Here is a 25520-nt window from a genome sequence, read left to right on the forward strand (position 1 = left end):
ATACCGCAATGCCCGAATTGCCATTCTAATGGATTGTCTGAAATTACGCGAGTCTTTTCTGGCCGAAAAATCGTGTCTGACCAGCCAAGATGTGGCAGCGAGGTCGCAATCGTTGCAGAATATCGGCAGTTTTCCAGTCAGCCGAGAGCCACTGTTCAGGACGAAACATGTCGAGCTACACGATACGATCGATGACGATTGACGATCAGAACGAAGTAACGTCGTTGATTTATCATTCGACGAACGCCTGGTATCAATCGCATGCCCGACCACCCATCTTCACCGGCGAGGTATCGGTTGCGAGCGTCTTTTGTGAAGTGTACGAAGCACTCGATCCAGGATGCTGCGTCGTGGCCCAGTGCGACGAGAGCGGCACGATCGCTGGATCCTGCTTCTACCATCCTCGTCCCACCCATGTGTCGCTGGGAATCATGAACGTTCATCCCGATCATTTCGGTGGAGGCATCGCGCGGAAGCTGTTGCAGTTCATTATTGATCTGGCCGAGAAGGATGATAGGCCAGTCCGCTTGGTGTCGAGTGCTTTGAACCTCGATTCGTTTTCGCTCTACAATCGAGCCGGTTTTGTGCCCCGGGCAACGTTTCAGGACATGTACCTGGAGGTTCCCGAAGATGGAATTCAAAGAGGCGCACCGCCTGAGAAACTAGAATGTGTTCGCCAGGCCACGATCGATGACCTGGATGCCATCGTCGCACTCGAAGAAGAATTACATCACATCCGGCGCCGCGGTGATTACCGCCACTTCCTGGAAAACGAGTCCGGTCTGTGGCACATGTCGGTCATCGAGAATCCAAGCGGCGGCATAAATGGCTTTCTGGCTTCGGTGTTTCACCCAGGCTCGAACATGTTAGGTCCAGGGGCGATGCGCACCCAGGAGGATGCCGCCGCGCTCATCTACAGCGAACTAGAACATCACGCCGGACGAACGCCGGTATGGCTTGTGCCGGTCGAAGCGAGCCAACTAGTCCAGAAACTGTACAGCTGGGGAGCGAGAAACTGCGAACTTCACTTTTCGCAAGTTCGCGGCAAGTGGACCAAGCCTGACGGCATCGTCATGCCCACGTTCATGCCCGAGACCAGCTAGGTCGTGGCGTCGTTACTTAAGGCCCAGTTCTTTTTCCCACCATTGGAGATACTCTTCCGGATTGACATCCCGCGACATGCCGCGGCGATCGTACGCCTTGCCAGACCATCGTAGGCTGGCCTTCAGCGTTTCCTGAAGACTGGGTTCCGGCTGATACCCTTGGTCGTTTGTATCAGCAATCCATTGGTCAAGATCATTGCGAAGGCTATTCAAGACCTTGGCGTACTTCGGGTCACCAGCCACGTTATTGGTTTCGTCCGGGTCCGCATTCAGGTCATACAGTTCTTCGGCCGGGCGAGTATCGGTCCAGAAAGCTGCTGGTGGTCCTTCGAGCTTGCCTCGTTGCTTAAGCACGCGCGCGACCGTCATCCCTGGATACTGAAGGTCTTTGTAACTGCTCGTCTGGGTGTAGGGACGCTCGGGGAAGTCGTTGCGAATGTACTTGAATGAATCGGTTCGCACACAGCGAATCCGATCCACGGCATCGCCGCACCGATCCCGCGCTGCGAAGATCATTTCTCGTCCTGGGAAGTCACTGTCCAGGAAATTCTGCCCGTCCATCCACTTCGGCACGGGGAGACCGGCCGCGGCAACGGTCGCCGCGCTAACATCGATCAGACTGACCATCTCCTTCTTGACGACGCCCGCCTGCAAATGTCCTGGCCAGCGTACTAGAAGGGGCACGCGTAGACCGCCGTCATAAAGCCACTGCTTGTCACGATAGTGTGGCCGCCCGTGATCGCCAAAGAAGAAGATCACCGTGTTATCGAGTTCCCCTTCTTGCTCGAGCCGTTTGAGAACGGATCCGACATGCTGATCGAGCGTTTCGATGCTGGCAAGGTAGTTCGCCCAATCCGCGCGGATGACCGGATGTTCGGGATAATACGGAGGGATCTCAACATCCGCAGCGCGGGTGATGTCCTTCGCCTGAACAAAGCCTCGGTGAGGTTCGTGGATCTGAATCTGGGCGAAGAAGGGCTGTCCTTTTGCGCGCTTCGACCAGTCGATGCCGTCGAACAGTTTGCCTTCGGTGGTGAAGTTATAGTCGGTTTTGCCGGCGCGGGTCATCGTGTTGTTGCTGTTGCTCAGATAGTACCCGGCATCTTTCAGCAGCGTAAGAATCGGAACGATCGGCTCAGGCAGCGATCGTTTGACTTCCGTCCGGTGGTGATGTGTCCCAGTGGCCGTTTGATAGACGCCTGTGATGAATGCAGAACGCGAAGACGAGCAGACCGGCGCAGTAGAAAAAGCCGCCGTATAACGCTGCCCTTCGCTCGCCAGGCGATCGATGTTTGGCGTGCTCACGCCCTGGTAACCGTAACAGCCCAACTCGGGACTGAGGTCATCGGCGATAATACAGACGATATTGGGGCGATCGGCTGCCCAGGCGGCCGTGCTCAGCGAGGAGACAGCAATCAGTACCAGCGTGCGGAGGATGTGCATAAGAACGTGTGTCGATAGGGAAGGTCAGGTGGGAATTCCAGATCTTCTATCATACCATCGGCTCGGCAGGCGTTCTATCAAGCAGGCTTATTGCGGGTGGTGTTCTCGCGAGGTCGTATTTCCGTGCCGATGGACGATTTCCGTCACCGATTGCTCACGCAGGTAGCCCAGCCATTCCAGCCGACCGTTGGCGAAGCATTGGGCAGGAAGGACGCGATAGCCGCGACGCTTCAACCGATCGATGTGGACAAGTGCCAACGTTCCGAAAACTCGAAGGCTGCCAGGTTCCGTGTCAGACAATCGCTGAACGAACTCTTCCTGCGTCTCCTCGCGGGCAAACTGCTTCATTTCTGAAGGCAGCAAGTTGAACCAATCGCCTTGCGTGTCGACGCTCAATTCCCAGGGAATACCGGCCATGTGGCACAGCACAAAACTCTTCGCCAGGTCGACCGTCGATACCTCCTCACCGGCGACTCGCACCACATGCGACGGTAGTGGGCGGTAGCGGAAGTCATTGTTTTCGCCATGCAATGCCGATGGATCGTGTTCCTGCGAGAAGTAGTGGTCCCACCAATAGGCGTAGCTGGTCGCGGCAGCATTGAGTTCCTGTCGATCTTCGTCCGAGGCAAGGCCTTCACCAACCTTCGCAACTAGGGCGTTCACTTCGGTTGAAAGCGGCTGTGCCGTCTGGGGCAGGGCGGTTTCGGTCCAGTCTCGGAAAGCGGCCACGTAGTTCGGGCCGCCAGCTTTCGCGCCAGGGCCGACGGCGGAATGCTTCCAACCGCCGAATGGTTGCCGCTGAACGATGGCGCCGGTCGTTGTTCGATTGATGTAGGCATTGCCCACTTCGACCGACTCGCGCCAGGTTTCGATTTCATCGACATCCAGCGAGTACAAACCGCCAGTCAGGCCGAACTCATTATTATTCTGAATACGGATCGCTTCCTCGAAGCTGTCCACGCAAATGATCCCTAGCACCGGGCCGAAGCATTCGGTGCGGTGATACCAGCTGCCAGGTTTCACACCCAGGCGAATTCCAGGGCTCCACAGGCACGGATTATTATCGAGCATCTTGGGCTCCAACAGCCAAGACTCGCCAGCGTCGAGCTGCGTCAGGCCGCGTGCCAGTTCGGCATGCGGAGGTCGGATGATTGGAGTAACGTCCGCTGACAGGTCCCAAGCCGGCGCGACATGCAAGCTTGCTGCCGCGTCACGCAGCTGGTTGCGGAACTGATCGCTTTGGTAGACGTCACGCAGCACAATCGCCAGGCTGGCCGCCGAGCACTTCTGGCCTGCGTGGCCAAAGGCACTTCGCACCAGGTCTTTGATCGCCAGGTCGAGGTCGGCCGCCGACGAGATGATCATGCTGTTCTTGCCGCTGGTCTCGGCATACAGACGCATCTCGGGACGCCACGATTGAAAGAGCTGCGCGGTCGAGTAGGCACCGGTCAGCACGACGATCGAAGTACGTGGATCACTCAACAGCGCCTTGCCGTCGTCGCCGTCGATCAGTGGCAGGAACTGAAGGACGTCGCGGGGGACGCCTGCTTCCCACAGCTGACAGGCCAGGTGCCAGGCCGTAAGTACGGTCTCCGGGGCTGGCTTCAGGATGACGCTGTTACCTGCCATCAGCGCGGCGAGACATCCGCCAGCGGGAATCGCATACGGGAAGTTCCAGGGCGGCGTGACCACAACAACCCCAGCGGGCGACGAGGTCGTACCGTCGTCCCAACCTTCGGTGTCGAGCGAGCGGCTGTAGTACTCGGCGAAGTCGATCGCTTCGCTGATCTCGGCATCGCTTTCGAGCACGGCCTTACCAGCGTCCCCCATCATGACGCCAATCGTTTCGGTACGCTGTTGGGCGGCTACGGACGCGAATTGCCGCAGGATCTGGGCACGATGCTCGACGCCGTGCTGCTCCCACTTCGGCTGAGCGATGGTCGCCGTATCGAGCGCCCGTTCCACGTGCGAAGCATCCCCATTGGCGTAGCGGTACAGAACCTTGCCGGGACGCGATGGGTCGAGGCCATCGGAAAGCGTTTCGGTCGTCTCCTCGTTACCGCCGACCTGCAAAGGAATGGTGCCGAACGACTTGTCCTTCCACACATCGACCAGCTCATCGATCCACTGGCGATTTGCTGGGATGGCGAAGTCGGTGTTGGCAGCGTTCTCGAATGGCTGGTCTGCCGCGGTTGGCGTGAAGTGTTCGGTACCGCGGTCTTGCTGGCGATTGGGGGTGGTTGCCAGATCGTCGGATTGAGCCAACTGGCAGGCAGCGAGGAATCGCTGACTTTGCTCGTGCCAGGCCGGCGAATCGAATTCCATGGCAAAGAGCGACCCCAGAAAGCTTCCTGGCTGGGTGTTTTCATCAAAGCGGCGAACCAGATAGGCGACTGCCGAGTCGAAGTCCGCGTCGTAGCAAATGGGGGAGTAGACGAGCAAGTCGCCTGTGCGGTCACGCATCTCGTGGGCCTGGGCGTTGGCCATCCCTTCCAGCATCTCGAAGTCGACACGATGGGCGACCTCGCGGTGTTGAGCCAAGCGAAGCGCGAACGCAATATCAAACAGGTTGTGGCTGGCCAGCCCGATGCGTACCGCCTTGGCGTTCTCAGGCCGAAAGGCGAACTCGACCATTCGCTTGTAGTTTGCGTCGGTTTCGTGCTTGGTGTGATAGGGAGCTTGCGGCCACCCATTGAGCGAGGCTTCGACCTGCTCCATGGCCAGGTTCGCTCCTTTGACCAGGCGGATCTTGATGTCGGCTCCACCACGTGCGACGCGCTGTTTCGCCCACTGCGTGAGCGATTGCTGCACTGCATGTGAATCTGGCAGGTACGCTTGCAGCACGATCCCGGCTGAAAGATCCTGGAATTCCGGCTCGTCGAGTACCGAGCGGAAGACGTCGACCGTCAGGTAAAGGTCGCGATATTCTTCCATGTCGAGATTGACGAACTTGTGTTTCCCCTCGCCGGCGGACATGGCCGCGCGGTAAAGAATCCGTAGCCGCTCTTTCAACTCGGCCAGTGTTTCCTGGTAGCCGGTCAAGCTGATGTGGGCCGCCACCGAAGATAGTTTCACCGAGACGTATTGGATCGCCGGATCCTGAATGCGCTCCAGGTAGAGCTGAAGTCGGCGCTGGGCTTCTTTCTCACCGAGAACCGCTTCGCCAAGCTGGTTCAAGTTAATGCGAATTCCATCTTGCTCACGCTTTTCGAGGTAGCGCGCGAAGGGCTGCGGCTCGGCCGAAATGATCACGTGGGACGAGTCGGCCTGAATGCGTTTACGAATCAACGGCATCACCAGACTGGGTGCGACCTGGGCAGCCCAAACGCCTAGTTGCAGTAAGCAGCGATCCAGTGGGCTGAAGTATTTCGGCAGGCCATACTGCTGCACGAGCGATCGTAAATGATGTGCCGAACGCCGCGGGTTTTTGATGCGTAGCACCTGGTCGGCCATGGCGACGGTGAGCTCTTTGCCGTCATGATCGTTGATCAATCCGGCGACCTTGGCCAGGTTCGCGCGGTCTTCGGCCGTTTCGCGGGCCTTCGATGCCTGAAGAATCTCGGCCGCGAGTGGAATCGCCTCCTGAGCGACGACATCAAACACCGAATGATCCATTTTTCGCTGCGAATGCGTGACGATAGACACGAGAATACCTTCGAGAGTAAGCCTACAAATTCAGTTGTCTGAATTCTAGGAATCACTGCCCGATGCGGTATTGAGCATTTCCAGCGCCACGCGCGACCGTTTCCGCATAAATCTGGTGGGAGAAAAATTACTGATTTTCCTAACCCGGCTTCTGGTGCGACTTTCGGTAGGCTAGTGGGGTTTGATTCGCTGCGGCGCCAAAGTGTCGGGTGAAGGCGCTTTGGTCGCTAAAACCGCACTCGAGAGCGATCTCGGACAAGGACTTTTCGCTTGAGACGAGCAGTTGCTGCGCCAAGTCCAGGCGGTATTTCATCACGAACTTCTTCGTCGAAAGACGGAACACGCGTCGCATTCGTCGATCGAGCTGCGTTACGGAAAGACTGACTTGCTCGGCCAGCTCTTCGGTCTTCAGCGGCTGGGCAATGTGCTGCCGAATATAGTCGACAACAACCTTGAGGTCGGCCAGTTCCAGATCGCTGTCGCTGGGTTGTTTCAGGTCCTGCGAAACGCCGACCAGGCCGATCGTTTCTCCGCTGCTGCTAAGAAGGGGGAACTTATTCGATAAGTACCATCCCCGCGAACCATCTGCCTGCGAGATCAGCTCTAACTGATCTTTCAGAGGTTGACCGGTGCGGATCACTTCACGGTCCTGGTCGTCGTATACCTTGGCCAGTTCCGCGGGAAAGTATTGAGCTGCCTGCTTGCCAATGAGCTCAGCAGGATCGGCCACACCGATCCGTTCGGCGAAGGCATGGTTGACGAACGTGTACCGTCCTGCGAGATCCTTCACGCAGTACACCACGTCGCCCAGGCAGTCGAAAATCTGCTCGAGTAGTCCCTCTTGAAACTCGTATCTCATGCAACTTCTTTCTTGGCGAGTTCTTTCGCCCTATCCGGTAGAACACCTTCCCTTCTATGTATTCATATCGGTAGCGAGAGAAATTCGCTACCCGGGTAGATCGCTTCCATCGAGTGCGATCGCATTCACTCAAGCTGCGAACGAGAATCAGCTTGCTTGGTTCGTGGCTTGGGCGTGAGATTGTGAGCAATCGGTTACCGGCGCGTCGTAGATGGTCAGCCCCGCAAGATTCCGCGGTGATTTGCCGGTGAGGAAGCTGGCTACGTACCCCACAACGAAGCAGACCGAGAGTCCCGCTGCGGGGTAGACGAAGCCGTTGACCTTGGTGAACCTCCATAACGCGAGCATCGTCGCGGCTCCGATCATCGCACCGCATAGCGCGCCAAATTGATTTGTGCGTCGCGTGAACGCCCCCAGCAGAAACAAACCACCGAGGATTCCCATGAAGATGCCCAGGATCATAATGAATGCATCAAACAGCGAACGAATATCAGGGTTTACAAACAACAACCCGAGCAGCGTACCAATGGCACCCACGGTAAAGGTGCAGACCCTGGCAGCGTTCAGGTAGCCACGTTCGGTCGTGCAGAAGTTCAGCGGACGAAGGAAGTCGACGATGATCGTCGTTGCCGATGAGTTCATGCTTGTTGAAACAGTCGACTGGGCGGCGGCGAACACGCCGGCCACGATCAGGCCGGCCAGTCCCACGGGGATCTCCCGTGCGATGAACAGGGGAAAGATCTGATCGGTCGTGATCATGGGATCAAGCTTCTCCGGTTGGCTTTGGTAATAGGCGAACAGCGCTGTACCAATGCCAAAGAAAAGAATCGTCGCCGGGATCGTCAGGAAGGCGCTCATCCAAATCGATCGTGCCGCGAGCTTTTCGGTCGAGGTCGTCACGTATCGCTGAACGACAGCCTGATCAGCGGTGTACGAGGAGATGTTCTGGGCGACGGCACCTGCCAGGATAACCCACAATGCGACCTGGGCGTGGGTGACATCCCAGTTGGCGTTAACCATGTTGAACTTGTCCGCCGTCTGGGCAATGTCCCAAAATCCAGCGAAGCCTCCGTCGACGCCACCGATCAAGAGGGCAAGGGCCAGGATGGCTCCACCAAGCAAAACGAACGTTTGGATCGTATCGGTCCAGATCACCGCTTCGATACCGCCCATGGTGCAGTAGACAATGCTCAATACGCCCATCAAGAGGACCGACTGCACCGGGGTGAGCGGAGTAGCCACGGCCAGAGCCAAGGCGGTCAGCGACATCACGATCGCCATCCGAAAGAGATGGAAGAAGACAAAGCTCATGCTGGCAAACATCCGCGTGAAACGTCCGAAACGCATTTCCAGGTATTCGTAGGCGCTGGTTGCATCGATACGTCGGTAGAAGGGAAGGGCGACGAAAACGGCCAGGATCGCGACCACGGGGATCGTAAAGTTGGAGATCGCGTAGACCCAGTCTTGAGCGAACGCCTTGGAAGGAAGCCCGGTGAAAGTCAACGAGCTAAGCATCGTGGCGAAGATACTGCATCCGGCGGCCCACCAAGGAATCTGCTTTCCGCCGCGAAAGTAGTCGTCGGTGTTCTTGTTCTTCTGCGTGAAGTAAACACCGATACCGACCATGGCCAGCAAGTAACCAAACAGCACGATGTAGTTCAAGATGCCAAAACTCTTTGGTGGCGTGCTGGGGGTGATCCTCCAGATATGAGGTGATCGCACGCGCGGCCGGATTTCTCCGCTGGGCAAGATGATCGAATCGCCCCAGCGAACCGCATTGGTTGTCACGGGACTGGCTGGCGTCTCACCGACGCGCGTCCACGAGTCGGTGATCGTATGGTAGGCGAATGCTTCCTTAGGGAAGCCTGGGTGGTTGTCCTTGAGCTCGTCTTCTTTGCCCCAATTGCTTTCGTTAGCACTACTGAGGACGAAGATATGGCTCTGGCCGACGCCGATCGCTTCACCGGCCATCATCACTCGCGGCGCATCCTTTCGCTGACGCCAGGTGTTGGTCTTGGGTACGAACTGCCAGACGTCTTGCAGGAACTCGGTTTTGCCGACCGCGTCACGTCGCCCACCAATGACGTAGATCGCATCGTTGAATCCATCGTGCTGAGCGGCCACCATCGCGAATGCCCGCGTTGGCCCCGGCAGCGGCGGTAACTCCTGCCACTGGAAGTCCTTCGCTGGACCAGGCTGCGACAGATCGAGACTCCAAAGGGAACTGGTCGCGCTGGAAAGCTCTGCGTTGGTTTGTCCGCAGGCAAGGTAGACCGTATCGCCGATCACGGCCGCCTGAGCGTAGACCGTGGGCTGGGGCAGGGGAGCACAGGGAATCGTCTCGACGGTTTGGCCATTCCATTTCAAGAAGTACGTATCCGCGAAGACCTCGTCGGCGTTGTTGCCGCCCAGGCAAAGCACACCCAGCTTGGTCGATACGCACGCGCCATAGGCGGTCGCGCGAGGCAGGGTGCCCCCGTCTTTCCAGGCGTAACCTTCGTCGGTCGACACGAGCACGTGGATCGCGTCGACCCACTGCTTGTTGGACTCCCAGACCGGTCGCGGGAAGTTAGCTCCGCCGGCCACAATCAACGCGTCGCTATCGATGCCTGCGAATGGCCCGGCGACACCCAGCTCGTTGGGCAAGTCAGGCAGCTTTTGCCAATCGAGATGCGTTTCTGCAGAGCCAACGCGTACGAAAGAGATCAACAGCAATGTTGCCGTAACGACGAGAGAAACAGGCCGGAAAAGTTTCCGTCGAAAACGCATCGGAGACCTTCTGAATGATTCGCAGATGATGATGTTCGACCACGGTGGGGACGCGGGTGGGGGATCATGTTGGCAGACATACCAATGAAACTCAATCGGCAGAAATATTTCTGGCGTTTATTTCTGCGATTCGTTTAAAATCCGCGCGATTGGGCGCATAAAATAGGCCCTTCAATCCGTTTTTGAAGGGCCTTGGTGCGGTCATATCAATGAAAATCGGCGACGTTATTCGTAGTCCCACTTCATGATCCAAGGATCGTGCAGCTCTTTCTGCTTGGCTTTGAGCTTGGCTTTGTACGCTTCAAGCTGCTTTGCGTAGGCCGGGTCATCGGCCAGGTTCAGCGACTCATGCGGATCGGTTTCGATGTTGTAGAACTCGAACTTCGGGCGATGAATGTACTCGCCGACGGTCTTGGTGCCGTAAGGAGCATCTTCACCCTTGCGGAACTGAGCCTGCCAACTGGATGCGGCCCACAGGTCCGAGGCGAACGGGTAGTCGAGCTTATGGGCAATGTTCCAGATCAACTTGAAATGCTTGTCGCGATAGACTCGCATTGGGTAGTACATCTGGATCTCGTGGAACGTGTGCGACGCAAAGATCGAATCGTGCGTGGTTGCTTCCGGATCGCCCAGCAGCGGAATCCAAGACTTGCCGTGGTATTGATCGAACTTGTTACCACCGCTGCGATTCTCTTTCAAGTCTTCGTTACGCTCCTTCCAGAACGCATTGGCGTTGATCGGGTTCTTGGGTCGTGATGCCTCGCGATCCAACGCACCAGCGAAATCCAGGATCGAAGGGGTAATGTCGACGTGGCTGATCATCGCATCCGTTTCCACGCCGCGATTTTCCTGGTAAGGATCTCGTACGACGAAAGGAACACGCAGGCCCCCTTCATAAACGGTCGTCTTGCCGCCAGAGAACGCCATCCCGTGGTCGGCCGTGAAGACGATCATCGTCTTGTCGTACAGGCCATTCTCTTTCAAGATGTCGACCAACCGCTGCAGCCCTTGATCGATCCGCGAAACCGACTGGTAATACTGAGCCAGCTCTTCGCGGGTATCAGGCGTATCGGGAAGGAACGCGGGGATGGGCACCTTTGCGGGATCGTAGAAGACTTCTTCGATACCAGGATAGGCTTTCTTATTCGGCTTGTTACCGAAGAGGTCCGGCTTCAGCTCTAAACTGGAATTCTTGTCAACGCCACCACCTCGGTGCGGATCGCTTGTGGCGAAGTACAAGAAGAAAGGCTTGTCGCTGGCTTCGGTGATAAAGTCCTCGCAGTTGTTCGCCATCTCGACTGGGGAACGCGTGTTGCCCTTAATGTACGTTTCGAAGTGGAAGACGGCTTCCGGAGCGACGTGGTATTTGCCGCACTGACCGGTGCGATAGCCGGCCTGCGCCATCAGTCGTGGAAGGGCCAGGCTGACGACATCGTGGTACGACGAGAACTTATGGAAGTGATGCGTGTGCCCATACTGTCCGTTCATATGGTTGTGCAGGCCGGACATCACGACAGAACGACTGGCACTGCAACTGGCCGTGGTGGCGAACGCATTCCGGAACACCGTTCCATCTTTGGCCAACGCATCGATAGTTGGCGTGACGGCGACTTTGTCCCCGTAACAACCTAGCGTCGGGCTTTCGTCGTCTGTGATGAAGAAGATGACGTTGCGATCAGGCCGCTTCGCGTCATCCGCTGCCTGAGTCAGGGTGGCCAGGGACGACAAAAATACCAGCGAGAGAACAAGAGATAGGACTGTTTGTTTCAAGGGACACCTCAAACAGTGGAGCATTATAAGGAGGGGTGGGGGAATGGGGTTCGTCCCATTCTAATCAAAAAACGGGCCGAAGCAGGAAGAACTTCCCTAGAAATGTACTTGTGCGGCCGGAACTAAGCAAATCGCAGGGGTGAGAAGGGCTCGGGATCGATATGTGGCGTCAAATTGGTCATCATTTCGCTGACCAGTCGTCCCGTCGCCGTGGCCATGCTCAGGCCGAGCATATTGTGGCCGGTTGCCAGGTAGGCGTTGTTGAGTCGCGGAACCTGTCCGATGATCGGCAAACTGTCCCAAGTCATGGGCCGCCAGCCGTACCAGGTTGACTGCGTCTCGTTGGTGGATGGCATGCGCAGATACGGCTTGGCCGACTGGCGAAGCTGCTCGATTCGCTTCTCGGGAATCGACTCGTCGTAGCCGCAGAACTCCATCATCGATCCCAAACGATAGCCCCCTTCAAATGGCGAAACACCCACTTTGTGTTCGGGCAGAAGCATGGGGTACTTGGGGCAAGGGGCCGGCCGCGACATCGTCACCGAATAACCCTTGCCGGGTTCGATCGGAATGCGGCACTCCAGCGACTTGCCCAGCTTCGTGCTCCAGGCTCCGGTCGCGATCACAAACTGATCGGCATCCAACTGGCCGTGCGATGTGTGCAAGCAAACGATTCGGCCGTTTTCTTTTTCGATGTGCTGCAGTTCGCAGTTTTCCAGGAACGTGACCCCGCGCTGTTTCAGCTTGGCTACCCAGTCGGCATTCAATCGATCGGGGCGAACCGAAGCATCGCCCGAGTAATGAAACGCCCCGGCCAGGTTGTCGTTCAGAGCTGGATCGAACTTGGAAAGCTCCGAGCCATCGATCTGTTGGGCAGATACACCGAAGTGATCGGTCAGAAATTGATCGGTCTCGGCGAACGATCGCATGCCCTTTTCGGTTTGCAGGACATACAAAAGGCCGGTCTCTTTCCATTCGCAGTCGAGCGACTCTTCCTTGACGAGTCGTCGGTACTCGGTCATCGATGCATCGAGGATCGCTTTCAATGCGGCGCCGGCGGTCAGCATTTGGCGATGATTGCAGCGGCGAGCGAACTGCCACATCCAATTCCACATCGCAGGGCTGAAACGTGGCTTCACACGGAAGGGAGCATTTGGCTGAAGAAGCGACTTGGCTGCCGTGCGAACGGCTTCTGGCTCGGTCAGCGGCAGTACGTGGCTGGGGCAAATGTACCCGCAGTTACCATGCGAGCAGGCCCCGGCGATTGTCCCGCGGTCGATGACCGTTACTTTTAACCCCTGTTTCGAGAGGTAATGCGCACAAGCGATTCCGACGATACCGGAACCGACAATCAAGACGCTTTCAGGGTGCGAGGCCGTAATCATTGAGCACAGTCCAACGAAGCAGAAACGGGGTGGGAACTAGCCTTTGGAACCGGGCCACGAATCCCACCACTTGCGGAAGAGTTCCCACTGAGCCTTCAAGTAGTCGCGCTGGCTCGGGCTCAGCTTGTCGGTTTCGTTGAAGTGATGCTCGTACTCGGGATTGCCTTCGAGGACCATCAGGTACTTGTAGTAGAGCACCAGGTCGGGGCCTTCATCGAAGGTCGACAGAACGGTCAACGCCTCGTTGAGTTCCCAGGCCAACTTGCGTGACTGGGCACAACCGGCCGCGCCTTTCTCGCACAGCTCGACCAGTCGCAGAATCTCCTTCGGCAGGGCATTGCCAACCCCGGTGATCGCCCCCTTGGCGTTGCAGCGGAGAAAACCGTGATAGACCTGGGTGTCGACACCCACCATCAACACCAAATCAGGATTGGTGCCGGTGATGTGCTCGGCCGCATAGGTCAGCGAAGTGGCTCCGCCAAATTCCTTGAAGCCGACCAGGTTGGAAAACTCGCGGCGGAGATCAAAGAACAGGTCGGCCTTCGTCTCGAAACCGTAGTAGGGGCTGTTATAGATCACCGCCGGCAGATCGCCTGCTGCGGTGAGAATCGCCGAGAAGTGGTCGCGCTGGGCAACGGATGAAATCCCTCGCGAAAGGACCCGAGGAATGACCATCAGCCCGGCCGCACCCACTTCCTTGGCATGGGCTGCGTGGGCCGCCGCCAGCTTAGGGTTTTGAGCACCGGTTCCAACCACCACGGGAACGCCAGCCTCGGTGAGTTGGCGAACGCCTTCTTGACGCTGCTCATCGGTCAGCAGAGGCCAGTCTCCCATCGAGCCACAGTAGACGACCGCCGACATACCGACGTCGATCAGCTCTTTTCCTTTGGCGACCAACGCCTCGAAGTTGGGCGTACCATCCTTCTGGCACGGTGTCATGAGTGCTGGAATACAGCCACGGAAAACTTGCGATTTATCGTTCACAGTGCTACTCGGAAAAATGGAATGGCCTGAGTCAGTTTTGATGTTTCCCTGATATTACCCTTACGGGCTCTGATTTGTCTTGACAAACGACCGAATTGCGACTTGAATTTGCGCATACTACACGAGGAGACCCATGATCTCGGAAATTCAGCAAATTCTCGGTCAATTGGACAAGCCTTTCACGGGTGAAGAGCTGTTCGATCACCTGCCAGATATTGTATTTTTTATCAAAAACACCAAGGGACAGTACCTGGTTGTGAATAATACGCTGGTTCAGCGTTGCGGAGCGCACAGTAAGGGCGATCTGCTGGGGCGTTTGCCAGGCGAGGTGCTGCGCCCGCCGCTGGCGCAAAGCTTCGAAGACCAGGACCGCAAGGTGCTCGAAACGGGCCAGCCGTTGGTGGGGCAATTGGAACTTCATTTCTACGCAACCCGCGATGTGGGCTGGTGCCTGACCAGTAAGTTGCCGCTGCGAAATCGAGAGGGCGAGGTGGTCGGCCTGGTGGGCGTTTCGCAGGATCTTCGTCTTCCCGATCTATCGACCGACGAATACCAGCACGTGATCGCCGCGATCAACTTTGCCGAAGCCAACTTGCATGATCCACCCAGTGTGGCAGACCTGGCGAGCATTGCCGAAATGTCCCCTTACCAACTCGACCGCCGCATGCGACGCGTGTTTGGTCTGACGACCGGGCAATGGCTATTGAAGCTCCGCATTGACCTGGCCCAGCGCCGCCTGAGGACTTCGGACGAGTCGATTTCCAGCATCGCGATGGAAGCTGGCTACTCCGACCAAAGCGCCTTCACGCGGCAGTTTCGTCGCGCGACCGGCATGTCACCTCGCGACTACCGCAACGCGCGACGCAGCTAACGAGACCTAGTTCAAACCGGAAGCCGACAAGTTCGACTTGCCCAGGCCTTCTTTGATGTCTGGCTTCAGGATATGGGACGGCATCTTGATGCGCGAGAACCACTTCGGATCAGGATGAATGTGCTTGAGCACGGCGGCTTGAATCGTTTCATCTTCTTCACTTTGGAAATTGCTAGGTGCTCCGCGTGCGTACTCGCTTTTGAAGACCACATCGTTGCCCGTCTTTAGCACGAAGCTATGGATCCAGGGACGGAACTTTACTTTCTCGGTAGGACCGGTCGGACGACCACCAAAGGGTCGAGGTCTGGGAGGAAGGGTAATGCCACCAAGCGTCCGGGCCTTCTCGGTGTAGTACTCTTCTTCCTTTTCTTCTCCTTCCTTCACGCTGATGTCTAGCACGATGCTCGCGTTGTTGTTATTCACCCAGCCAACCTCTTGAAGCTTGGCATTGACGGCATCTTCGATCTGCCGCTGATCGTCGGCCGGTACATTGGCGAACTGATAATTCACGCGAACCGCACTTCCGGGTGACACCGCGTACAGCGACTTGGGATCGACCGTTTCCGCCGAACGAATGGCTGCCTCGTGGGGCAACTTGGTGATGGTCAACTGGCTTGTTTGCTTATCGCCGAAACAGGCAAACATACGACCGGCATAGATCTGCTTGGTCGAAGCCCGGGTGTTGTAGGTCCACAGGGGCAGGCCCTTCTCGATATCGTAGATGGTCTCCTTCAGTTTGACGTAATCACCCAGCCAACTCAGCTCGCCGTCGCCTGTTTCCGACACAGGGATGGTCTTGAGATGCGAGCCGTCGTCCATGCTGTAGATGACTAACTTGTCCCACAACTTCACGGCAACTCGTTTCCCGTCAGGCGAAAGAGCGGCTCGTTCGACATTGGATTCCGGGGCGATACTTCCGACGATGTTGCCGTTGGTCGTGTCCAAAAAGCCGACATACTTCTCGGCAGGAAACGCCATGAGCTCGCCGGCCGGCGAAAAGCTGACGTGCAGCGAATGGCCCAGTTCGGCTTGTTGCACTGCTCGCGGCACCGATCCGCTCAGATCCCAGAACGTCAGCTTTTTATCCTTGGTGATGACGGCAAGTCGGTTATTGGGGAGGAACTCTGCCGAGACAAATTCCTTCCAGTCGCCGCCACCTACGGTGAACTCGTACAGGGGCGTGATCGTTTGGCCGTCGATGTTAAACAAGGCGAGATCATTACCGGTGTCCCATCCTTCGATACGAACGGCTGCGAACATCGCGGCATTAGGAGCCATGGCGACAATGCGATAAGGGTTTTCAAACTCGGCAACCGGCGAGGTCTGCTGCGTGTTGGGATCCACAATGACGAAACGACCGTAGTTGTCGTCTGCCTTGCGGCCTTCCTGGTAAACGTTGAGAATCACCGTCGGTGTTCGACCGGCAATGCCCATGGCCATCTTGCCGAAGAAAGGCTTGGCCAACGAAACCGGGATGATCGAATCTTGCAGCGAGATCTCCGGCAACGCGACCGGCGCTTTCACCGACCAGAACTCTCGACTGGGCGCAAGGTTCAATGGACGAGCGCCACCCGTGGTGACGTTCACCTTGTTAACCTTGCTGTTTCGGGCGGCTTGCAGCGGGTCGACTTTCGGAGTCGCTGGCATCGCCGCGGCCGGTTGACCACCGGCAAACGGATTTTCTGGCTGACCCCCAGCAAAAGGATTGTTGGGATCATTCTGGGCCGCTTCGGCTTTCAGAAACTCGTCGATAAATTTCTGGTCCTTCTCACTCAACTTGTCGAGCGGGACGGTGACGACTCGTCCATCCGCCTTAAGAATCTGCACCTGCTTGTCGTCGGCGAACTTCAGGGTTCCACCAATCTGAAAATTGCCGGTGCCGTCGACCCAGGTGCGCGTTTCGGCGTACTTCGATAACGCCCCTGTCGGCTCACCAGACCACGCGATGGTCGGAAACGACACGCCGCAAATGGCTAGAATCAACGCATAGCGATGGAATAAGAAGCGGGCCGGATTCATTCCAAGCATCCTCAAATTGCACAGGTAGGAAAAGAAAGAGGAAATGGCAAAGAGTCGAGAGCTAGTTTACCAGTTTGACATGCGGACTCTAGCAGATTCCCACACGAATATCTATTTGCCAACTGGCTGTTGTGGGGGATTGGCCAGGGGTGGGCGAACTGCTGGTAAAGGCGTACTATTCAAGGAAGCGAGCTCTAAGGGCCCGTTTTCGTTAAATCTGTCGAAAGATTTGCCCCTGAGAGACCGATTTCGTTAGGACAGTAGTAAATTTCTCTTGCCAAAAGTGGACGAACCGTCCACAATGATCCCAGATGCCAGCACTAAGCCGTAAACAGCGAGAAATTCAGGACCGCGAAACGCAGATTCTATCCGTAGCACGCGAAATGCTGCTCAAAGATGGTTATCTGGGTCTCAGCATGGATCGTATTGCCGAAGCGGTGGAGTACGGAAAAGGGACCGTTTACCGCCATTTTCCGAACAAAGAAGACATTATCTTGGCGCTGGCCGTGGAAACCCAGAAGAAACGCACCTCCCTGTTTCAAAGGGCATCGCTGTTTCGCGGGGCATCACGAGAGCGGCTCACGGCGGTAGCAGTTGCCTGTGAGTTGTTCGTGCGGCTTTATCCGAGTCATTTCCATGTCGAACAGGTCGTAAGATTGTCGTCGATCTGGGAGAAAACCTCGGAAAAGCGACAGAATGTGATGCGTACGTGCGAGCAGGCCTGCATGGGAATCGTGGCCGGAATTGTCCGGGACGCCGTGGCTCAGGGAGATTTAACGCTGCCTGGCGAGATGACTCCCGAAGACATGGTATTCGGCATGTGGGCGATCAATTTCGGGTCGTTTTCGATCATGTCGACCAGCGGTGCCCTCGATGAAATCGGAATTGAAGACCCGACCCTGGCAATTCGCGGTTGCATTAACCACATGTTGGACGGTTTCGGATGGAAAGCGCTATCGACCGAACACGACTACGAGGCTGTCTTTCACAAGGCCCTCACGGAGACCTTTGCCGATGAGCATCAGCAACTACTCGCCCAGCAGTGAGTCTTTTTTTGGCCAAAAGTGGACGAAGCGTCAACTTTGGACGATTCGTGCTGCAATGGTGATCGGCATCAGTTTGTTGGTCATTGGCGTCGTCTCCTGGAACTACCCGTTTGCCAGTGCCGGACCGCTCCCCACGCCCCAGGCTCAGCCGCTGCCGGTCGAGGTCGTGCAGCTTGAGCAGCAAGGAAGCTACGCGGCCCAGCGTACCTACACCGGCGTCCTGGTCGCCGCCAAGACGAGCGAGCTGAGCTTCGAGCTGCCCGGCAAGATCACGCACCTTTCGGTCGATGAAGGGGATCACGTTCAGGCCGGCGAAGAGCTGGCCGTGCTCGATAATCGTCACTTGAGCGCGCGGATCGCCCAGACCAAGGCCGAGCACGCCCAGCAACTGGCCATTCTAGAAGAACTGAAAGCCGGGCCGCGACGGGAAGTCATTGAAGCTGCCGAGGCTGAAGTTCGCCAATTGAATGCCGAGCTTCAGCTTCAATTGTCCAATAAGAAACGACGCGAACAGCTCATCGAGCGAAGCGCTATCTCGCGCGAGACCTTGGAAGATGCCGTCTTTGGTGCCGAGGCCGCCCAAGGCAGACTCGATGCGGCCAAGAGTCGCTTGGAGGAACTACGCAAGGGAACGCGTGTCGAGCAGATCGATGCACAGAAAGCCAGGGTCGCCGGTCTGCAAGCTCAGCTGGTGGACCTGGAACACGAACAACAAGACACGCGACTCGTTGCTCCCTTCTCAGGCACGATCGCGAAGCGGAACTTCGACGAAGGCGCCGTGATCAGCGCTGGTCAGTCCGTGTTTCGACTCGTACAGCACGAACCGCTCGAGGCCTGGTTTGGCTTGCCACCCGAAGCAGCGACGACCTTGTCGCTGGGGCATCCGTTGCCGGTAACGGTCAATGGGCAAACACGCCAGGCGAAAGTCACCGGGATTGTCCCCGAGCTCGATACGACAACCCGTACGCAGACCGTGGTACTGACGCTGGATGAAGAGGCTTCACGCGGATGGGTACCGGCTCAGGTTGCCCGCGTGGCAATGGTCAGCCAGCGCAGCGAAGAAGGCTTCTGGCTTCCCAATTCGGCACTGCTACAAGGATCGCGTGGCTTGTGGTCGGTGTACGTCGTGGACGAGGACGACCGCATCGCTCGCCGCCAGGTCGAAATCATTTATAGCGAAAGTGAGCGTTCGTTCGTGCGAGGCACGTTGACCGCCAGCGAGCAGGTCGTTGCCAGCGGTGTGAATCGCCTGGTGCCGGAAATGCACGTTCTCGTTCAGTCCACAAGTGAATCACACAATTGAGCCAGTCTATGTTCAACGCTTTTTATCGCGACAAACGGATGCTGGTCCTGACCATTGCGGTCATCATTGTGGCTGGCCTGTCCTCGTACTTTGTGCTTCCTCGTCTGGAAGATCCGACGCTCACGCCGCGCTTTGCCATCGTGACGACGTTGTTTCCGGGAGCCCGTGGCGATCGCGTCGAGGTCCTGGTCACGGATCCCCTGGAAGAAGAGCTTCAAGAGATCGAAGAAATCAAAGAGATTCGCTCGACCAGCCGTGCCGGTGCTTCGTCGATGGTGATCGAACTGCGCGACGATGTGTACGAGGTCGGTGAGATCTGGTCGCGGGTTCGCGACAAGCTTGACGACGCCCAGGTGACTTTCCCCGAGGGAGTCGGCGAGCCGGATATCGAGCTAATCACCACCAAAGCATACGCTTCGATCGTCGCGCTCAAGTGGACACAAGATACCGATCCCAGCTATGCCATCCTGCTGCGGCTGGCCGAGCAACTGGAAGATCGCCTCAGAGGTGTGCCAGGCACCGAAGATGTCGAGATGTTTGGTGAGCCGGAAGAAGAGATCTCGGTGGAAGTTCATCCCGCGCAGCTGGCCAGTATTGGGCTCACCGCGGCGGACGTGGCCCAGCAGCTTTCCGCGAGCGATGCCAAACTGTCCGCCGGACAGATCCGCTCCTCGCAGTCCAACTTTCTGATGGAAGTCGATAGCGAATTGGATTCGATCAACCGTATTGCCGAAACGCCGGTGCAGTATGGGGCAGATGGAAAGTTCGTTCGCCTGGGCGACATTGCCACCGTCTCCAAAGGCATTGCCCAGCCACCTCGCCAGATGGCCATTGTCGACGATCAAGCGGCCGTCACGGTCGGAACTCTCGTGCGTAGCGACTACCGTCTCGACGTTTGGAATGCCGACGCGCAGCAAGTCATTAACGAGTTTGAGGCCGATCTGCCCAAAGGGGTCGAGCTGGCCCGCATGTTTGAGCAAAGCCCCTACGTCGAGGCCCGCCTGACCAACTTGCTGTGGAACCTGGCCATCGGCGGCGCGGCGGTGGTGAGCGTCATTTTCTTTCTCATGGGGTGGCGAAGTGCCATCGTGGTGGGCACCGCATTGCCGCTTTCGGCCTTCATGGTGCTCGCCGGCATGCGGTTCATGGAGATCCCCATGCACCAGATGTCGATCACCGGGCTCATCATCGCGCTGGGCCTTCTGATCGACAACGCCATCGTGATGGTCGACGAAGTCAAGACGCGGATGGAAGAAGGAGACGGCGCAGGCCATGCCGTTGCCAGCAGTACACGCCACCTGGCGATTCCGCTGTTGGGAAGTACTTTAACGACCGGCCTGGCGTTCGCCCCCATCGCATTGATGCCGGGCCCCGCCGGCGAATTCGTGGGCACGATCGCGATCAGCGTGATGCTCGCGATTGGCAGTTCGTTTCTGCTGGCGATGACCGTCACCCCAGCCTTGGCCGCTATGTTTGCCGACTGGAAGCACGATGGAGGTCGCCACTGGTGGACCATCGGGTTTGAAAGCCCCAAGCTGGCTGCTGCGTGGCGTAACACGCTCGATTTCCTATTCGCTCGGCCCCTGTTAAGCATCGGGCTGTCGGTGGTGTTGCCGCTGTTCGGCTTTGTTCAGGCAAGGCTTTTGCCAGAGCAGTTCTTTCCACCGGCCGATCGAAATCAATTTCAGATCGAACTGGAATTGCCGCCGCAAGCTTCGATCTATCACACGGCGAAGACGGCGCGCAAGATCAGCCAGATTGCCAAGACACACCCCGAAGTCACGGGCGTCGATTGGATCCTGGGGGAAAGCGCTCCGTCGTTCTACTACAACATCGTGCGTCGTCGCGAGAACAACGCACCCTATGGTCAGGCGATCGTGCAGTTGAAATCGGCTGAAGGGGCCGCAGCAGTGATCAACACGCTGCAACGAGAGTTTGATCAGAGTGTGCCTGAGGCCCGCGTACTGGCCCGTCAGTTGGAGCAAGGTCCACCCTTTGATGCACCGGTTGAGCTTCAGCTATTTGGTCCTGACTTGCAGGTCCTCCGGCAGCTCGGCGAACGCGTTCGCGCGGAACTCGCACTGATTCCTGAGGTAACGCACACGCGCAGCGATCTGGGGGACGACCTTCCCAAGTTCGCTTTGGTGCTGGACGAAGAGAAGACCCGCTTGGCTGGGCTAAGCCATACACAGGTCGCCCAGCAGTTGGCGGCTTCCACCGAAGGGGCCTTGGGGGGCACGATCCTCGAAGAAACGGAAGAGCTGCCGGTGCGTGTACGCGTGCCAGAATCGTATCGAGCGAGCCTGGCCGATATCGCCTCGCTGGACTTGGTCGTCCCGGGTAATGTTGGCGAAGGAAAGCTGAATACCGTTCCGTTCTCCGCAGTCGGTTCCCTGGAACTGAAGCCAGAGATTTCGGCCGTCACGCGGCTGAACAACCTACGGATGAACGAGGTCAAAGCGTACGTCAAAGCAGGCGTGCTTCCCTCGGTCGTCTTGACCAAACTCGAAGACCGCCTCGCGGCTTCCGGTTTTGAATTCCCTGCCGGCTACCGCATGGGGCTGGGGGGCGAAGCCAATGGACGGAATCAGGCGGTCGGAAACTTGATGTCGAGCGTGGGCGTGCTCATGGTATTGATGGTCGCGACACTGGTCCTGTCGTTCAGCTCGTTCCGGGCTGCCTCGCTCATTGGTGGCGTCGGCTTCTTCTCGGTGGGCCTGGGTCTCGCGGCGCTATGGATCTTTGGCTATCCCTTCGGCTTCATGGCCATCGTCGGAACGATGGGGCTGGTCGGGATTGCGATTAACGACTCGATCGTGGTATTGGCCGCACTGCGGGATAATGAGAAAGCCAAGGCCGGCGATCCGATCGCTGTACGCGAAGTTGTGATGCGAGCGACCCGTCACGTCGTCGCAACAACGGCGACGACCGTGGTGGGCTTTCTGCCGCTGGTGTTGTCAGGCGGCGGATTCTGGCCACCCCTGGCCGTTTCGATCGCGGGCGGCGTGGTCGGTGCAACGATGTTGGCATTGACCTTCGTGCCAACGGCTCACATGGTGATGGCCAACCCCGCAGTGCTTCGACTGCCATGCAAACGGTCGAAGCGAGGCGAAACGAACGCGTCGCCTGAATGCTTTCAGCACGAGGGTGCGGCCGTCTACTCTTGATCGCGGCCTGCTTTCTTTTCGATCACCATTTGATCGAACAAGCGGTTGTCGAGATCGTAGGCCTGAAACTCCAGCTTCGAACCGTTGATCCGTACCATCGCGTAATGATGGCCGCGGCGGACGGTATTCATGAAGAAGGGACGCACCGGGCCTGGCGTTTCCAAGTGGCCGCCACCTCCGCCGGTGATCATGTAGATCGGTGCTCCCGTATCGACAGCCTTGTTCTGAAGAATCGGCCAGGTCCGTTCGTAGGAATGAATGTGCCCATTCCAGACGATGTCGACGTGATGCTTTTCATACAGTGGGACTAACTGCCGCGCCTTGGTGTCGCCGCGGGTCCCCTTGTTTGTCTTCCATAAATTGCCGTAATCGTTCTCGTCCGAAGAGTACGGCGGGTGATGATGGCAAACAAACTTCCAGGTAGCGTCGGACTGGGCAAGTTCCTTTTCCAACCATTGGTACTGCTCGGACTCGGGATCGACGTTGCGATTCGTGTCGATCATGAAGAACTGGGCGTTGCCGAATCGATAGGTGTAGTAGTACTCGGGAGTTGGTAGCGAGACGTAGTCGTAATAGTACTGGGCGTTGCGTTCGTGATTCCCGAGCACCGGGTAAAAGGGGACGTGGCGAATTAGCGGGTTCATGCTGGGAAAGAAGTGCTGTGTCCAGTGCGAATCATCCGGGCCGTTGGAAACCAGGTCACCTGGGTGAAGCAAAAAGCTCGGACGCTGTTCCCAGGCAAAGCCAGCTAACTTTCCACTCACAGCCGGATTCCCCTGGGTGTCGCTGATCACGGCAAACGCGAACGGTGTCTCTTCCTTCACCGCTGTCTGAAAAGTGGCGACCTCGCTGCGCAGTGGCTCTTCCTCTTCCGACAAACGTGTTTCGGTGCGATAGAAGTACTGCGTCTCGGGCAGAAGGTTCTCGATGCGGATCTCATGAATCGTCTTCAGGTCACTCACATCGATCCGCTGCGAGCAGTCGGCCGTCTCACCGTAGCAGAGCGTGCCCATGGCAGGGCGATTCGATCGCCACATGACGGTCATGGTGGTTTGCGTGCCGAACTGCAGGTAAGGGTCGATGACGAAGTCGAGCGGATCATGAATCGCAACCGGCGGAAGCTTCGCCAGGTCGGCATTGTGCTCGTAATCGTGCTCGACCCAGGCCTTCTTCGCAGCCAGATCGTACAGCACGATATCGCGAATTCGTCCCCGATGCCCATGGAACTCGTTGTCATCCCGGTAGGCTCCGAGCATAAACGGGGCTTTGCTCGGGTAATGAATCGGGCCGGACTGAGCGGTACTCTCGGCATCCAGCTTTCCATTGACATAGATCTGCATCGTCTTGCCATCGTAAACGGCGACCACGTGATACAGTTTGCCAGCTTCGTACTTGGTGCTCCCCTTCAGGTAGGTCAGGCTACCAGGGCCGTTCTCGCCGCGCAGGGCGAAGGTGAACGTCGTTTGATCGTAGCCCAACAGCCAGCCGGCCTCGTGGGAGCCGTTATCCTGGATCACGCCGACCAGGCCACCCCATTTTTCAGGACGGTCGACGGAAACAACGGCCGACACCGTAAGGGCTTCGCCTGGCAGAAAGGCCGCGACCTGGTTGTGATCGTCGGCCAGGACGATGCCCGAGCGATCGCCCGGCAGGAAGATGGCCTCTTCGTACTTCTCCCCAATGATCTGATGCTTGCCAAGTACGGTCCCATTGGGTCCGCGACGAGCGCGAAGCGTGGTAGTTTCCCCCTCTGTCGCGATCCCTTGCGAATCGAACCGCCAGCGAGCCAACGGGTCGGGGCCTTCATGTGCCAGGCAGAAAGAGGGCGCGGTCGCTAGTATTGCGGCGGACATCAGGAAAGTGCGTTGGATCAAACTCGTCATGGCAAGGTTCAAATGGGACTGAGGATAGATGGCCGGTCGATCAGGTTGACGATGGTTCCAGCGGTGAGACGGGGGCGGTGCTAATGGGTTTCGTGAAGCAGTTCCCACTGGGCCGAATCTTGCCAGCGATGGATGACCGATTCTGAGAAAGCCAAAGCCAGGGTCATCCCGTTGCCTCCGAAGCCGTTGACGACCAGAACTTCCGGGCGAACTTCGCGGACAAAGCACATCTGCGCCGGGTGCTTGGCGTACAAGCCGTGCCAGCGCCGGGTGATGTTCCAGGTCGGGACGTCCATGATCTTTTGCAGTTCGCGAAGCATCAGCGCGTCGATCTCGGCCTTGTCGACCGGTTCGATATCGTCGTCGTACTCGTGCGAGTCACCCAGGATCAGACTACCGTTGTCGGCCTGCGAGGCCATCACGTGGATGCCGAATCGATCGAGCTCGGGCGAGTCTTGCGCAAAACGCTGCTTCACAGCCGCCAGGGAAGGGCAGCTGCTAAACGAAGGATAGTGACGCAGGGTCAGCCCACTGGCGATATGCGGCCCCAGATTCCAGCCGGCAGGTTGCGCGTCGGTGAGCATCATCTGCAACTTGCAAAGCCGCAGCCGTTCGGCTTGATGGGCTTCGGGAAACAGGTGCTGGAAGTAGGCGCCGTTGGCGATGACGATCCGCTCGGCCGTCCAGGTCTGTCCGTTGGAAGCGGTTACCTCACCGGAGTCGACCCTGGTGATGGGAGTGTCGAAGTGAAACTTCACGTCGTGCCCAGCGGCCAGGTAGGCCGAGATCGAACTGACGGCTGTCGGAGGTGTGACCCGCAGTTCGGTCCGCGAATAGAGGCCGCCCTGAAGGCCACTGGGATTTGCGGCCGGGGTCAGCTCGGCGATTCTCTCCGGCGTTACCAGTTCGACATCGAGACCATCCGCGGCTGTCGAAGCGGCGAATTCCTGGAGCACGGCCAGCTCGTCCTCGTGATGGGCCAGGTGAAGTGAGCCACACTTGCGCACGGGAAAGCCTGCCGCGGCACCCATCTCGAGCCAGAGTTCACGACTGCGAAACGCGAGATCGCGCTGCGGTCCTGCCGGCTGGCCGATCGGCCAAATCATGCCGAAGTTGCGAATGCTCGCTCCTTCGGCGCGGGAGTTGTTATCGAATACGGCCACCGTCTGGCCCTGTTTCGCGGCTGCCCAGGCATGGCCCAAACCGACAATGCCGCCGCCAACCACGATCAGATCGTAATGCATTTAAGCGTCTTTCGTTTCTGCTAACAGAG

General features: G+C 57.6%; 15 protein-coding genes. 5 read left to right on the plus strand and 10 right to left on the minus strand.

Annotation, left to right across the window (positions count from 1 at the left end; translation table 11 throughout):
* Positions 1–167 precede the first annotated feature (167 nt).
* Complete coding sequence (locus PSR63_RS23490) at positions 168–1103, plus strand: GNAT family N-acetyltransferase (RefSeq protein WP_274328116.1); 936 nt, start codon at positions 168–170, stop codon at positions 1101–1103.
* Between the two features lie 12 nt (positions 1104–1115).
* On the opposite strand, the gene PSR63_RS23495 is transcribed toward PSR63_RS23490, so the two are convergent.
* The 7 genes from PSR63_RS23495 to PSR63_RS23525 all read right to left on the minus strand — a co-directional run bounded on the left by PSR63_RS23495 (position 1116) and on the right by PSR63_RS23525 (position 13958).
* Complete coding sequence (locus tag PSR63_RS23495) at positions 1116–2546, minus strand: sulfatase family protein (RefSeq protein WP_274328117.1); 1431 nt, start codon at positions 2544–2546, stop codon at positions 1116–1118.
* A gap of 87 nt (positions 2547–2633) precedes the next feature.
* The gene (locus PSR63_RS23500; protein ID WP_274328118.1) at positions 2634–6191 is read right to left on the minus strand and encodes a bifunctional proline dehydrogenase/L-glutamate gamma-semialdehyde dehydrogenase; all 3558 of its coding nucleotides are present in this window, start codon (positions 6189–6191) and stop codon (positions 2634–2636) included.
* 139 nt (positions 6192–6330) lie between these two features.
* Entirely contained in the window at positions 6331–7050 is a 720-nt protein-coding gene (locus PSR63_RS23505; protein ID WP_274328120.1) for an AraC family transcriptional regulator, read from the minus strand.
* Between the two features lie 147 nt (positions 7051–7197).
* Positions 7198–9819 carry a sodium:solute symporter family transporter gene (locus PSR63_RS23510; RefSeq protein WP_274328122.1) on the minus strand — a complete coding sequence of 874 codons (2622 nt, stop codon included), beginning with the start codon at positions 9817–9819 and terminating at the stop codon, positions 7198–7200.
* A 225-nt stretch (positions 9820–10044) separates the two neighbouring features.
* Positions 10045–11556, minus strand: coding sequence for a sulfatase family protein (locus PSR63_RS23515; protein ID WP_443111106.1), 1512 nt, complete (start codon positions 11554–11556; stop codon positions 10045–10047).
* Between the two features lie 155 nt (positions 11557–11711).
* Positions 11712–12974, minus strand: a complete 1263-nt coding sequence (locus PSR63_RS23520; protein ID WP_274328124.1) for an NAD(P)/FAD-dependent oxidoreductase — start codon at positions 12972–12974, stop codon at positions 11712–11714.
* Positions 12975–13010: 36 nt separating this feature from the next.
* Positions 13011–13958, minus strand: coding sequence for a dihydrodipicolinate synthase family protein (locus PSR63_RS23525; protein WP_274328126.1), 948 nt, complete (start codon positions 13956–13958; stop codon positions 13011–13013).
* A 133-nt stretch (positions 13959–14091) separates the two neighbouring features.
* Between PSR63_RS23525 and PSR63_RS23530 the strand changes: the two genes are divergently transcribed.
* Complete coding sequence (locus PSR63_RS23530; RefSeq protein WP_274328128.1) at positions 14092–14829, plus strand: AraC family transcriptional regulator; 738 nt, start codon at positions 14092–14094, stop codon at positions 14827–14829.
* Between the two features lie 6 nt (positions 14830–14835).
* Here PSR63_RS23530 and PSR63_RS23535 read toward each other — a convergent pair whose 3' ends face one another.
* Positions 14836–16848, minus strand: coding sequence for an SHD1 domain-containing protein (locus tag PSR63_RS23535; protein ID WP_274328130.1), 2013 nt, complete (start codon positions 16846–16848; stop codon positions 14836–14838).
* 311 nt (positions 16849–17159) lie between these two features.
* Here PSR63_RS23535 and PSR63_RS23540 point away from each other — a divergent pair, with 311 nt between their 5' ends.
* From PSR63_RS23540 to PSR63_RS23550, 3 genes are read left to right on the plus strand one after another with little or no spacing between them, the layout of a single operon-like run.
* The gene (locus PSR63_RS23540; protein ID WP_274328132.1) at positions 17160–17894 is read left to right on the plus strand and encodes a TetR/AcrR family transcriptional regulator; all 735 of its coding nucleotides are present in this window, start codon (positions 17160–17162) and stop codon (positions 17892–17894) included.
* Entirely contained in the window at positions 17863–19197 is a 1335-nt protein-coding gene (locus PSR63_RS23545; RefSeq protein WP_274328133.1) for an efflux RND transporter periplasmic adaptor subunit, read from the plus strand. The genes PSR63_RS23540 and PSR63_RS23545 overlap by 32 nt, the downstream gene beginning before the upstream one ends.
* 8 nt (positions 19198–19205) lie before the next feature.
* Positions 19206–22364, plus strand: a complete 3159-nt coding sequence (locus PSR63_RS23550; protein WP_274328135.1) for an efflux RND transporter permease subunit — start codon at positions 19206–19208, stop codon at positions 22362–22364.
* On the opposite strand, the gene PSR63_RS23555 is transcribed toward PSR63_RS23550, so the two are convergent.
* Both PSR63_RS23555 and PSR63_RS23560 read right to left on the minus strand, forming a co-directional pair.
* Complete coding sequence (locus tag PSR63_RS23555) at positions 22355–24217, minus strand: metallophosphoesterase (RefSeq protein ID WP_274328137.1); 1863 nt, start codon at positions 24215–24217, stop codon at positions 22355–22357. The genes PSR63_RS23550 and PSR63_RS23555 overlap by 10 nt on opposite strands.
* A 110-nt stretch (positions 24218–24327) precedes the next feature.
* A complete protein-coding gene (locus tag PSR63_RS23560) occupies positions 24328–25491 on the minus strand; it encodes a TIGR03364 family FAD-dependent oxidoreductase (protein ID WP_274328139.1) in 1164 nt (387 codons plus the stop codon).
* Positions 25492–25520: the final 29 nt, after the last annotated feature.

The sequence above is a fragment of the Bremerella sp. P1 genome, assembly GCF_028748185.1.
In the GTDB taxonomy this organism is placed as follows: Bacteria; Planctomycetota; Planctomycetia; order Pirellulales; family Pirellulaceae; genus Bremerella.

Coding starts and splice junctions, on each gene's coding strand:
- PSR63_RS23490 (WP_274328116.1), top strand. CDS start 168: ATGTCGAGCTACACGATACGATCGATGACGATTGACGATCAGAACGAA.
- PSR63_RS23495 (WP_274328117.1), bottom strand. CDS start 2,546: ATGCACATCCTCCGCACGCTGGTACTGATTGCTGTCTCCTCGCTGAGC.
- PSR63_RS23505 (WP_274328120.1), bottom strand. CDS start 7,050: ATGAGATACGAGTTTCAAGAGGGACTACTCGAGCAGATTTTCGACTGC.
- PSR63_RS23510 (WP_274328122.1), bottom strand. CDS start 9,819: ATGCGTTTTCGACGGAAACTTTTCCGGCCTGTTTCTCTCGTCGTTACG.
- PSR63_RS23520 (WP_274328124.1), bottom strand. CDS start 12,974: ATGATTACGGCCTCGCACCCTGAAAGCGTCTTGATTGTCGGTTCCGGT.
- PSR63_RS23530 (WP_274328128.1), top strand. CDS start 14,092: ATGATCTCGGAAATTCAGCAAATTCTCGGTCAATTGGACAAGCCTTTC.
- PSR63_RS23535 (WP_274328130.1), bottom strand. CDS start 16,848: ATGAATCCGGCCCGCTTCTTATTCCATCGCTATGCGTTGATTCTAGCC.
- PSR63_RS23540 (WP_274328132.1), top strand. CDS start 17,160: ATGCCAGCACTAAGCCGTAAACAGCGAGAAATTCAGGACCGCGAAACG.
- PSR63_RS23545 (WP_274328133.1), top strand. CDS start 17,863: ATGAGCATCAGCAACTACTCGCCCAGCAGTGAGTCTTTTTTTGGCCAA.
- PSR63_RS23550 (WP_274328135.1), top strand. CDS start 19,206: ATGTTCAACGCTTTTTATCGCGACAAACGGATGCTGGTCCTGACCATT.
- PSR63_RS23555 (WP_274328137.1), bottom strand. CDS start 24,217: ATGTCCGCCGCAATACTAGCGACCGCGCCCTCTTTCTGCCTGGCACAT.
- PSR63_RS23560 (WP_274328139.1), bottom strand. CDS start 25,491: ATGCATTACGATCTGATCGTGGTTGGCGGCGGCATTGTCGGTTTGGGC.